We start from the raw sequence: 11,419 nt of genomic DNA, 5'->3' as shown, positions 1-11,419 counted from the left end.
CTGCGGACGAATAGCCGGTCTTCAAGTCGGGCAGCTATTATCTGTTTCTAATGCTCGGCCTCTACCACCAGCAACCCCAGCGCTTCATACAGGGCTCGTTCGGTCTTGTGGAGGTGGCGGGCGGAGGGCAGCCAGTAGCCCAGCGAATGCTGTTTGCCGACATCCAGCAAGTAATGCGTCGGTGCGGCGACGGGATTCAGGCCCGCCTTTTGGAAATGGTGCATCGCGCGCGGCATATGCGAGGCGGAGGTGACCAGCACCACGGTGGCGCCTTCGCCAAGCGCCTTACGCACCGCCTGCGCTTCCTGCCCGGTGTCGGTGGCTCGGTCAAGCATACGCAGCCTGGCCTCGGGCACCCCAAGCGTCTTGGCGGCCTCGCCGTAGCCCCGAGCAATCGGCGCCTCTTCAGGGTCATGGCTGGCGCCGGTAACGATCAGCGGCAGGTCAGGCGCCTGCCGCCATAGGCGTATTCCCTCGGTCAGCCGAATAGCGGAGCTGTCATTCAAGCGCCCGACACTCGACCAGGGAGCATCTGGCCGCCAGCCGCCGCCCAGGACGACGACGGCTTCGGCCGGGGGCGTCTCCGGCAGGTCTTGAAGCGCCGGGTAGCGGGTTTCCAGCGGTAACAGCAAGCGCTCGGCCACCGGCCCCCAGCTGGCCAGCGTCAATACCGCCACTCCCAGCGCCAAGGTCGACCATCCGGCTCGCCGGTAGCGGCATTTCAGCAGCAGCGCCCCTAACGCCAACAATCCCAGGCAAAAGGGTAATGGCATCAGGAGTTGGGCGGCCAAGGTTTTGGCTAGCTCGTACAAGGCGTTATCTCGACGTTCGAGATGACTGCATGCTCTTGCGGTAGAGCACTAACTATTCAGGCGGGATAAGGCATTACGCCCTTGCCCGACGCGCGCTGCCGGCGCGCCCAGTCGCGCTGAAAGCTGGCAATCTGGGCCGCGGCGATCAGCAGCACAATAAAGCCGGTAGCGCCGGCGTGGTAAAGCGGCATGGCCAGCAGGCAAAGCACCAGCACCGTAACGCCGCAGCTGAGGATGCCAAGCCCCCACATGGCGTGCCAGTGGCGGTTCAGGCAGGCCCAGGCAAGCGCCTTCAAAGGCAGCACCACGACCGCGGTAAAGCCCACAAGCCCCACCAGGCCCAGGCCGGTCGCCACGCTTGCCAGCAGCGAAGCGTAGTCGCGATAGCCCGCCAGCGTACCTTCCTCCGAGAGCGGGGCAAGATGGCCGGTGCCCAGCAGCCAATGCTCCTGAAAGACCTGCCACGCCTGAACCCACAGCCGCATCCGCTCGACAATGCCGGGGCTCAGCGCCCGGGCCTCGTCAAAAGCGCCGTTCAGCCCCAGGCCGATGGCCTGCAGAGGCTCGACCAGGCGCTGCGTCAGCGGCGAGGCGGTAGGCAGCAGCCAGTCGTGGCTGACCGTACCCAGCAGCAGCAACGCGAGCAGCGCCACCACGCCCAGCCGGCCCAACCGATAACCCTGATGGCGCCCCAGCACCGTGGTGGCAACCACGTAAACGCTGCCCCCCGCAGCCGCTGCCAGCCAGGCCGTGGTATAACCCGTGCCCATCAGCACGATCATGCTGAGCACCGCGGCGAGCGAGGTCAGCAGCAGCTGCGCGGAAGGGCGCCAGCCGGTACCCAGCCGCTGCAGGCTTGCCAGCAGCATCGCCAGCACCATCACCAGGCCGACGCTTGCCATAAAACCGGTTTGCGAGGGCACGCCCCAGGCCTCGGGCTGGCTGAACTGCGCCTGCTTCAGCAGGCTCCAGTCGGCGCGCCGCATAAAGCCAAAGCCACCGCCCACAAGCGTCGTTAGAATCAGCCAGCCCCAGTGCAGCCGGCACTGCGCCAGCCACCAGGAAAGCGGCAGGCTGGCAAGCCCGGTAATCGCCAATAGCCCCCACCACAGCGGCTCGCGGCTCGATACCTCCAGGCCGGCGCCCATCATGCCGCGCAGCAGCAGGTAGAGGCTCAGCCCCAGGCTGATCCAGAAAAGGCGCAGCCGCAGCAAGTCGCGCCAGAAAAGCGGCGAGGCCAGCATCGCCGCAACCGTCGCCAGGGCGCCGCCGATAAACACCAGCCAGAGATTCACCCCCAGGCCGAAAGCCATCAGATAAAGCCCAGTGAGCGCGGCCTGGCGCCTGCCGCCGCCCACTCGCCGGGTGCGTCGCAGCCGCACGATCTGCGCGCCGGCATGCAGCGCGGCCCGGCCCACAGTGGCCCTGTGCAACCGGCGCAGCGCCTTGCTGGTGCGCCAGGCGCGCGCCACGAAAAGGCCGTGCAGCAGAAATACCAGCAGAAGCCCCGCCAGCAGCAGCACATCCGGCACCCCGGCGAGCGAGAGCGAGACCCCCGCGCCGCCCAGCGCCGCTACCAGCAGCATAAGGATCATGGTGGTCTGGCCCGGCGTGAAGCCGGCGCGCAGAAAGATGTGATGCAGATGGTCACGGTCCGCCGAGAAGGGGCTGCGCCCCTTGCTCAGACGACGCACCATCAAACTCAGCGTATCCATCACCGGCAGCGCCACCACCCAGAGGTAAGCCACGGGGCTGAGCACCGCCCGGGAGCTTTGGGAAAGCGCCACCACAAACCAGGCAATGGCGAAGCCCAGCGCCATGCTGCCGGCATCGCCCATGAACACGCTGGCCTTGCGCCGCCAGGGGTGGCGCAGGTTGAACAGCAAAAAGCCCGCCAGGGCCGAAGCCAGCGTCACGATCACCGCGAGCAGCGAAAGCTGGCTCTGCAGCGCCGCGACAAAAGCCAGCCAGCCCAGCACGCTCAGCGCGCTGCCGCCGGCCAGGCCGTCCACCCCGTCCATCATGTTGATGGCGTTGATCAGCCCCGCCACGGCGACAATCGTCACCGGCACCGCCAGCCAGCTCAGCCGCACGTCGCCGAGCAAAGGAAAACTGCCCAGATGCTCCAGGGTAAGCCGCCCCCACAGCGCCATCAGCGCGGCGGCGCCCAGCTGAACGCCCAGCTTCACCGTGCTGCGCATATCCCGAGCGTCGTCGACCACCCCGCAGGCCAGCAGCAGCAGCATGCCGGCGTAAAGCGGCAATAGCGGGCTTACCGGCACCGACAACAGCGGCTGCACCAGAAGAAAGCCGGCAAACACGCCCAAGCCGCCGGTCAACGGCACGGTGCCCTGGTGCTGCTTGCGCCCGCCGGGCGCGTCGGCCAGCCCAAAGGCAATGGCGGGCTGGCGCAGCAGCACGATAAAAAGCGCCGATAGGCCAAGAGCCAGCAGGGGCAGCAGCGGTGTTACAGCCATGGCATTGCCGTTATGTAAAGCATGGTAAAGTCTATCGTAAAACGTTGATGTCGAAGGTGCTTGGGTCAGCGCCGCTTACGCTTGCTTATCCAGCTCCTGATAAATGGCCAGGTGCAGGCCAACAATGCGCTCGATGGCAAACTCCCGCTCTGCCAGATCGCGGCCCGCTCGCCCCATTGCCTGGCGCTTTTCGGCGTCTTCCGCCAACGTTTGAATAGCGTCTGCCAGCGCAGCGGCATCCCGTGCCGGTACAAGAATACCCGAAATGTCGGGCTCGATGGCATCGCGGCACCCGGGTACGTCCGTCGTTACCACGGCGCGTCCGCAGGCGGCCGCTTCCACCAGGCTTTTCGGCAGCCCTTCCCGGTAGGACGGCAAACAAACGATATGCGAGCGCGAATACTGCTGCGCGATATCGTCCCGGTAGCCCATCAGCTCGACAACGCCCTCGGCCTGCCAGGCCTCGAGTTCCGCTGGCGTAACGCTGGTGGGGTTGCCCGGATCACAGGAGCCAATGAGCCAAAACCGGGCCGGCACGCCGCGCTGGCCCAGCAGGCGCGCCGCCTCGACAAATTCCTCAACTCCCTTGTCGCGCAGCAGTCGGGCCGCCATGGTAACCACCGGCGGCCCGGCCGGCTCCGCAAGCCAGGGGCACTCCTTCAAATCGATCCCCGAGCCGCGAATCATCCGCGCCTGGGTTTCCCTGACGGCGCCGAGCGAGGTCAAGGTTTGGCGGTCGTCCGGGTTTTGAAAGATCACCGCCAGGTTGGGGTGCCCCAGCGCCAGGCGGTAAAGCAAAACGACCACGCGCCTGACCAGGCTTGCCTTGCCGCCCCGGGACATGAAAATGGTCCCCAGCCCTGACACGGCCGCCACCACCGCCGGCACCCGCGCCAAACGAGCCGCCAGCCCGCCGTAGAGAACCGGCTTGATGGTTACCAGATGCACCAGCGCTGGCCGGAGCCTGCGCATCAGGCGGTACAGCCTGAGAACGGTGGCCAGCTCTTTGCCGGGGTGCTGCCCGCTACGGCTCAAGGCAACTTCATGGTGCACCAGGCCGTGATCGAGAATCTCCCGGCTAGCCTCACCGGCGGCCGTTGCTACATGCACTTCATAGCCCGCCTCTTGGGCTGCCAGCGCGATGGGCAGGCGGTGTGAAAGGAAGAAAGCCGGCGCGTTGACGATAAAGAGAAGCTTCTTGTTCAAGTCATGATCCGCTGTTGGAAATGATCGCCACAGAAGTAGGACGAAGTTGCCTTTTTCTTAGGCTCTTCGACGTTTCATGTGGATTTGGCCTGATCGAGCAAGCGTCCCACAGGACTGCCGATCAGGTAGATCATCGCGATGAAGTTGGCCTCATTTCGGTAACCACGGGCACGTGATCGAGCTGCCTGGAACAAGCCATTCATGCCTTCCAGGCGGGCGTTGGTCAGACCGGATATCCAGCGTCTTACCACCTGTTCGGTATGCCGCTCAAGCGTCGCAAGGGCCTTCGCCATCGGCTTAAGCAGTACCTGGCCGGTGACGGCCCTTCGCATGACCTTGAGGTAGTTCGTAATACGCCACCGAGCGGCGCGTGGCGTGGGGGCTTTCTGGATCCAGCGCAGCTTTTCCTTGATGACCCAGGCATCCCCCGTGGCCCCTTGATCGGCGATCAACTCCTGAAGGGCTGAGACCTGTTGGGCTGTCATATTGCCATTATCCAGATTCTTCAGGATCGCCCATCGAAGGGACTTGGGGTGTGCCTTCTCACGGCGCTCCTTCTTGCGGACCTCGTCCAACGCCCTGGTGAAGGTCTGCACGATGTGGAACCAGTCGACCGTCACCTCGGCCCGGGGCAGACTCTCAGCCACGCCGCTGAGGAACGGCTTTGACATGTCGCAGACCACTTCGGCCACGTTATCGGGCGCGCCACCATGCGTCGCCAGGAACGTGCTGAAGGCCTTGATGGCCTCCTTGCCATGGCCCGGAATGGCGAAGATGACTGGTTCCTGTTGACGCTGCATGTCGAGAAACACGGTGACGTAACGTTGCCCGCGCCGGGAGGCGGTTTCATCCACGCCGACGGTAGCCACGCGGCTCAGGTCCAGCGCTCCCAGCATGCGGCCTACATAGTGGTGCACGATGCGCCATAGTCGTTTATCGGAGATCTCCAACTGCCGGGAGACGGCCAGCACCGGCATCTCCTTGACCAGTGACATGGCGGCCTGCTCGAACAGCAGAGTGAAGTCGCTACCCGGTCTCGCCCAGGGCACCTCGATGCGCTTGACGCCATGCTCGGGGCACTTGGTGCGAGGCACGCGCGCATGCAGATAGCAGTGATGCTGGAAAAAATTCAGATGTCGCCAGATTCTGTCGGCGAAGTCGTGAGCCGGACAGGCCTCGCCGCACTCCGGGCAGGGGTAAAGGCTGCCGCGCTCGGCCTCGACATAGAGATCTAGCCGATGAGGAGACACAGCGGTATCCAGGTGTTGATCCTTGAGAGCCCAGGGGGCTTCCAGTCCCAGACCAAGCGTTAGAATTTGGGTACCGTCCATGCCATGCCTCCTGTTGTCGTCGAGGCCATATTTTGGCCCAGCTCAGGTGGCGAATTCCACACCCAACGACGAAGAGCCTTTTCTTAAAGCCTCAAATCGACCTGATCTTTGTCCAGCGCGTACTTCAGGTCATAAAGCACCTGCTTGGGTTTGCCCCAGGCGCGAATGCCCTCAACGCCCAGCTCGCGAAATTCGCGGTGGGCCACGGCCAGCACGATGGCATCGTAGGCGCCGGGCTGCGGCTCTGCTACCGGGCGAATACCGTACTCGGCTTCGGCTTCGCCCTTGTTGACCTGGGGGTCAAAGACATCCACCGCCACGTTGTAGTCGGCAAGCTCGGCGATAATATCCACCACCCGGGTATTGCGCAGGTCCGGGCAGTTTTCCTTGAACGTCAGCCCCATGACCAGCACCCGAGCGCCTTCCACGTGGATGCGCTCCTTGATCATCTGCTTGATCAGCTGGCTGGCCACGTAGGCGCCCATGCCGTCGTTAAGGCGCCGCCCGGCAAGAATCATCTCCGGGTGGTAACCCACCTGCTGAGCCTTGTGAGTCAGGTAGTAGGGGTCCACGCCGATGCAGTGCCCGCCCACCAGCCCCGGGCGAAACGGCAGAAAGTTCCACTTGGTACCGGCGGCTTCCAGCACTTCTTCGGTATCCAGCCCCAGGCGGTTGAAGATGACCGCCAGCTCGTTGATCAGGGCGATGTTGACGTCGCGCTGGGTATTCTCGATAACCTTGGCAGCTTCGGCCACGGCGATGGAGCTGGCCTTGTGAGTGCCGGCGGTAATTACCCGGCAGTACAGGGCATCGATGAACTCGGCGGCTTCCGGCGTAGAGCCCGAGGTCACCTTCTTGATGGTGGTTACCCGGTGCTGCTTGTCGCCCGGGTTAATGCGCTCGGGGCTGTAGCCGGCGAAAAAATCGCGATTGCAGGCCAGGCCCGACACCCGCTCGATAATGGGAATGCAGTCTTCCTCGGTAGCGCCGGGGTAGACGGTGGACTCGTAGATCACCACGTCACCCCTGGCCACCACCTGGCCCAGGGTCTCGCTGGCCTTGAGCAGCGGGGTAAGATCCGGGCGGCGGCTGCCATCAATGGGCGTGGGCACGGTCACGATGTAGACGTTGCACTCGCGCAGCGCCTCGATCTCGCTGGTAAAGCTCAGCCGGTCGGCCTCGGCCAGCAGCGCCGGCTCGACTTCCTCGGTAAGATCCACGCCGTCGCGCAGCTCCTGGATGCGCCGGGCATTGATGTCAAAACCCAGGGTGGGCAGCGCCTTGCCAAACTCGACGGCCAGCGGCAGCCCCACATAGCCCAGGCCGATCACGCCCAGCCGTACATTCTGCATTTCCAACACGGGCAGTTCCTTAAATAGTGCAAACGGTAAAGTGCAAAGCGTTGTTAGCCAGAGGCGCCAGGGCCCCTGATGAAGGCCAGCAGCTTAGCGCTTCTGCTGGCGAAAATAATCGATGTACCAGGGCATCGCTTCGCTGATGCCTTCGACCACAGCGTGGCTCGGCTCATAGCCCAGCAGGCGCTGGGCCTTGCCGATATCGGCCTGGGAATGGCGCACGTCGCCGGAGCGAAAGTCACGGTAGGTAGGCGTCTTTGCGTAGTCAACGTCCTGTTCGGCCAGCGCCCGGCGCAGGTAGTCAAACAGCTGGTTCAGGGTAGTGCGCCCGCCCACTGCGACGTTGTAAATCTCGCCCTGGGCCTCGTCATCGGCGGTGGCTGCCAACAGGTTGGCCTGCACGGCGTTGGCGATGTAGCAGAAGTCGCGGCTGGTCTCGCCGTCGCCGTTGATGAACAGCGTCTCGTCGGTAAGCATGGCACCTGCCCAGGTGGGGATCACCGCCGCATAGGCGCCGTTGGGGTCCTGGCGCTTGCCGAACACGTTGAAGTAGCGCAGCCCCGTAGCCTTGAAGCCGTAGGTGCCGGCAAACACGTCGGCGTACATCTCGTTGACGACCTTGGTCACCGCGTAAGGCGAAAGCGGCTTGCCGATACGGTCTTCCAGCTTGGGTAGCGCGGTGTGATCGCCGTAGGTGGAGCTTGACGCGGCGTAGACGAAACGCTTAACTCCGGCATCCTTCGCCGCTACCAGCATATTGAGGTGGCCGCTGATATTGGCGGCGTTAGTGGCCACCGGGTCGGCGATGGATCGCGGCACCGAGCCCAGCGCCGCCTGGTGCAGCACGTGGTCCACCGGCTCGCCGTCGATCAGCACCGCTTCCCGGCAGGCGGCAAGCGAGCCGATATCGCCTTCGATAAAATGAAACCTTGCCCACTGCTCGGGGCTAACCAGCGACTGCACCTCATCCAGATTGGCCTGAAAGCCGGTAGCGAAGTTATCCAGCCCCACCACGTGTTGTTCGAGCTTGAGCAGGGTTTCCAGCAGGTTGGAGCCGATGAAGCCGGCCACGCCGGTAATCAGCCAGGTACGCGGCGCGGCTTTAAGCTGGGATTGGAGCGTGTCGAAAGGTGCCATGTATTTCCTTTGGGTGATGCAACAACAAATGCAGTAAGCGAATGTCGGAGTCTGTCAACATAGTTGCCATATAAAATGACTTCAGCTCTTTAAAATCCTGCGGCCTGTAGCACTGGGTCCCGTTCGGGATTTAGGTGCACTACATCCGGCAGGCTGAGTTTCCGGATGTCACCTGACCACCGTTCCGGGTGGCGCTGCTTCGCGGCTTCAAAAACCTCTCGGCGCTGCGCCAGAATGCCTTTGGCCTCGCCGTTGTGACGCTGGCTCGGCGTGACGTAGCGCAGGGCACTGTGCCGGTGCTCATGGTTGTACCACTCGGTGAATTGCTGGACCCAGTCTTGTGCCTCGGCCAGCGTGGCGAAGCCGTCGGCGGGGAATCCCGGCCGGTACTTCAGTGTCTTGAAGGCCGACTCGGCGAAGGCGTTGATGCTCCTGGTATGGATTGACCCGTCAAGGGGTCGGTTGACTCTGCTACGTGTGATTGTCCTCAATGCCTACGGATCAGGAAGCGAGGGGCTATCAGCGACGGTGGATCTCTCTGGTATTCGTGGGTTGGTTACCGACCTGTCATCACTTCGTCGCGGAGCTACCCTGGTCTACGAGCGAGGGTCACCCCGCCCCGCAGGGCGGGGGCCTCATAGGAGCGTCAGGGGTTCTCCCACCGGCCCGACGCTCCCTGAATCGTAGGCACTGAGGCGCGATCATCATGCGGTGGCCCGGCTGCCGTGCGGTTTGCCCATCGCTTCGCAGGCAATCGCCCACAGGAAGCCGGCCATTTCTCGCGCCACCGCCGTGGTGACTTGCTGCTTGGCCTTGCCCGTGGCAGCCAGGCGGCGGTAGCGCCCGCACAGTCGCTTCTGCGCCTCCCAGGCGATCGCCTGCACCGTTGGCGAGGTCTTCTCGGCGCGCTGCTCAATAATGCGCGTCTTGCGGGCCGGGAACCGGTAGCTCCAGGCCGCCTCCACCAGCACTCGTCGCACATGGCCGTTGCCGGTCTTGGTGATGCCGCCCTGGCGCCGACTGCCCCCGCTCGAGTGCTCGCTGGGCACCAGGCCCAGGTAGGCCATCAGCTGGCGGGGCGAGTCGAAGCGACTGATGTCACCCAGCTCGGCCAGCACCGTCATCGCCGTGATCAGGCTCACGCCCCGCATCGCCTGAACGGCCTCGACCACCGGAGCCAGTGACCAGTTTGGTAACACCGCTCTCATCTGTTTTTCGAGACCCGCCACACGGCGCTGGGCATCTTTCACGTTGTCGACGTACTCCTGCAACACAACCTGCTGAACCGGGGTGTCGAAGCGCACCGTCTCCAGCCAGCGGAAGTGTGCCGGTATCCACTTGCTCTTGCCGGGGTAGATCTTGCTGTGCCGCAACAAGAAGGCGTTGAGTCGCTGTCGGGCGCGGAGCTCAGCGGCTTTCATGTCTTCCCGGGCACGCGTCAGATCGCGAATCGCCTCCTGTTCCGGCGTTGGCACCCAGACCGGTGTCAGCTCTCCTGAGCGCGACAGGCGAGCCAGCATCTTGGCATCGCGACGGTCGGTCTTGATGCGATCCCCTGCGCGCTGAGGAATCAGCGTCGGGGCAACGACCTCGCAATCATGGCCGCTGGCCTGAATCTGGTGATAGACCCCGTAGCCACAGGGGCCAGCTTCGTAGCTGAATAACAGCGGCTGCCCATCGAAACGCTGACTCAGCTGACGAACCAGCTTATCGATGGCCTGAGGCTCGTTCGGAATTTCGCCGCGGAACTCGGGAGCTTGGCGTCCGGCCTCGGCGATTGCCACGGAGATACTCGCCTTGTGCACGTCCAGGCCAATATAAGCGGCGTGGACGTTGCTGGCAGCACTAACCCGCTGGGCAACAGTGCGCTCGACAATAGCTGGCTGAGTTGCGTTAGACTGTTTCATGACCTGCCTCCCTCAATAGTGGCTCTGTGTTGTTGCCCTACCTCAACATAACCCACGACGTTGAGGTGGGGCAGGTCAATCCATGATGTCTATATCTGTCAAGTCGCGTATTCAGCTACTTTGGGGCCATACCGTAGGAGACGATAAACCTCACGAATGATGTAACGCTTGAGGCACCTGACAATGTCACGTTTCGTCTTGCCTTCTGCGGTCCTTCGCGCAACGTACACCTTAGTTGGCTCGTGGCCTCGCATTCGCACAATCGCCGCGCGATAGATGGCAGCATTGAGCTGTCTGTGTCCACCCCTGTTGATTCTATATCGGCCTGATGTCATGCCTGATGAGGCGGGAATAGGGCTAATGCCGGCCAGCTTTGCCAATGCCGCCTCGGATTTGATCCTTTCAGGATTATCTCCCACAACAATCAGTATTTCTGCTGCCGTGTGAGTGCTGATGCCATACGACTCGACCAGCTGCGGTACGGCTTCTTGGACAAGGTCATAGATCATTTTATTCAATGCACCGGCTTCCTCATCCAGAGAAATCCAGCGCCGAGACAGGGAACGAAGCGTATGTTTAATGCTATCTGTCGTATTCTCCAACAAGCTGGGACGTAGCCTGGAAAATTTGTGTGCAAGCGCCAATGGCGTTTTCGCTTCAGCGCTAGCCCGGACATCGTCTGGTGCATGAACCAGCATGGCCTTCAGGGTCACCATGGCCGCTGTACGGGCTTTGACGGCCGTATCATAAGCCACCTTCAGCTGCCGAACCATTTCAGCAGTGCCATCGGTCACCTTGGGTATAGCGGTTGCCGTTCTGGACAGAACAGCACGGGCGGCATTCTCGGCGTCTAGGGTATCGGATTTTCCATTCAGCCGCCTGAGACGGCGATTGGGGCGACTCACCTCGATGACCAACGTGTCATGCCGGCGAATGAAGGAAGTCAGAGCGGCGCCGTAGGAACCGGTGCCTTCCACACCAAAGGCCAGGATTCGACCAAAAGAGCGTGCCCAGGCCAGCAGCTTTTCAAAGCCGTCACGGTCCGCCGTAACTGAAAGCGTTGATCGTAGGCCAGCGGTTGTATCTACAACGGCAGCAACATGGATATGCTTATGCGTATCCACCCCAACGACGATATGGCCGGAAGGTGCGATATCAGGTAACTGTAAAGCCGTCATGTCAGCCTCTGAGTAT

9 protein-coding genes are annotated in these 11,419 nt (G+C 62.8%); all 9 read right to left on the bottom strand.

The features are described 5' to 3' along the window. Window positions 1-47 precede the first annotated feature (47 nt). Window positions 48-773: an ElyC/SanA/YdcF family protein gene (locus tag P1P91_RS00235; RefSeq protein ID WP_311883725.1), complete on the bottom strand. Its 726-nt coding sequence runs from the start codon at window positions 771-773 to the stop codon at window positions 48-50. A gap of 95 nt (window positions 774-868) precedes the next feature. Continuing rightward, on the bottom strand, window positions 869-3,289 hold the full coding sequence (locus P1P91_RS00230) for an MraY family glycosyltransferase (RefSeq protein WP_311883724.1): 2,421 nt from the start codon (window positions 3,287-3,289) through the stop codon (window positions 869-871). A gap of 75 nt (window positions 3,290-3,364) precedes the next feature. After that, a complete protein-coding gene (locus P1P91_RS00225) occupies window positions 3,365-4,495 on the bottom strand; it encodes a glycosyltransferase family 4 protein (RefSeq protein ID WP_311883723.1) in 1,131 nt (376 codons plus the stop codon). Window positions 4,496-4,569: 74 nt separating this feature from the next. Beyond that, window positions 4,570-5,826, bottom strand: a complete 1,257-nt coding sequence (locus tag P1P91_RS00220; protein ID WP_311883192.1) for an ISL3 family transposase — start codon at window positions 5,824-5,826, stop codon at window positions 4,570-4,572. Window positions 5,827-5,909: 83 nt separating this feature from the next. Then, window positions 5,910-7,178, bottom strand: coding sequence for a Vi polysaccharide biosynthesis UDP-N-acetylglucosamine C-6 dehydrogenase TviB (gene tviB, locus P1P91_RS00215; protein WP_311885818.1), 1,269 nt, complete (start codon window positions 7,176-7,178; stop codon window positions 5,910-5,912). Window positions 7,179-7,271: 93 nt separating this feature from the next. Then, window positions 7,272-8,318: an NAD-dependent epimerase/dehydratase family protein gene (locus tag P1P91_RS00210; protein ID WP_311883722.1), complete on the bottom strand. Its 1,047-nt coding sequence runs from the start codon at window positions 8,316-8,318 to the stop codon at window positions 7,272-7,274. Between the two features lie 89 nt (window positions 8,319-8,407). Then, window positions 8,408-8,809, bottom strand: coding sequence for an integrase core domain-containing protein (locus P1P91_RS00205; RefSeq protein WP_311883721.1), 402 nt, complete (start codon window positions 8,807-8,809; stop codon window positions 8,408-8,410). A gap of 213 nt (window positions 8,810-9,022) precedes the next feature. Then, on the bottom strand, window positions 9,023-10,225 hold the full coding sequence (locus P1P91_RS00200) for an IS110 family RNA-guided transposase (RefSeq protein WP_311883720.1): 1,203 nt from the start codon (window positions 10,223-10,225) through the stop codon (window positions 9,023-9,025). Window positions 10,226-10,323: 98 nt separating this feature from the next. Then, the gene (locus P1P91_RS00195) at window positions 10,324-11,403 is read right to left on the bottom strand and encodes an IS110 family RNA-guided transposase (protein ID WP_311881886.1); all 1,080 of its coding nucleotides are present in this window, start codon (window positions 11,401-11,403) and stop codon (window positions 10,324-10,326) included. Window positions 11,404-11,419 lie beyond the last annotated feature (16 nt).

The organism is Halomonas piscis (genome assembly GCF_031886125.1).
GTDB lineage: Bacteria > Pseudomonadota > Gammaproteobacteria > Pseudomonadales > Halomonadaceae > Vreelandella > Vreelandella piscis.
Note: the sequence above shows the minus strand (reverse complement) of the source record. Positions and strands in the feature narration are given on the sequence as shown.

Coding starts and splice junctions, on each gene's coding strand:
- P1P91_RS00195 (WP_311881886.1), bottom strand. CDS start 11,403: ATGACGGCTTTACAGTTACCTGATATCGCACCTTCCGGCCATATCGTC.
- P1P91_RS00210 (WP_311883722.1), bottom strand. CDS start 8,318: ATGGCACCTTTCGACACGCTCCAATCCCAGCTTAAAGCCGCGCCGCGT.
- P1P91_RS00200 (WP_311883720.1), bottom strand. CDS start 10,225: ATGAAACAGTCTAACGCAACTCAGCCAGCTATTGTCGAGCGCACTGTT.
- tviB (WP_311885818.1), bottom strand. CDS start 7,178: ATGCAGAATGTACGGCTGGGCGTGATCGGCCTGGGCTATGTGGGGCTG.
- P1P91_RS00230 (WP_311883724.1), bottom strand. CDS start 3,289: ATGGCTGTAACACCGCTGCTGCCCCTGCTGGCTCTTGGCCTATCGGCG.
- P1P91_RS00235 (WP_311883725.1), bottom strand. CDS start 773: ATGCCATTACCCTTTTGCCTGGGATTGTTGGCGTTAGGGGCGCTGCTG.
- P1P91_RS00220 (WP_311883192.1), bottom strand. CDS start 5,826: ATGGACGGTACCCAAATTCTAACGCTTGGTCTGGGACTGGAAGCCCCC.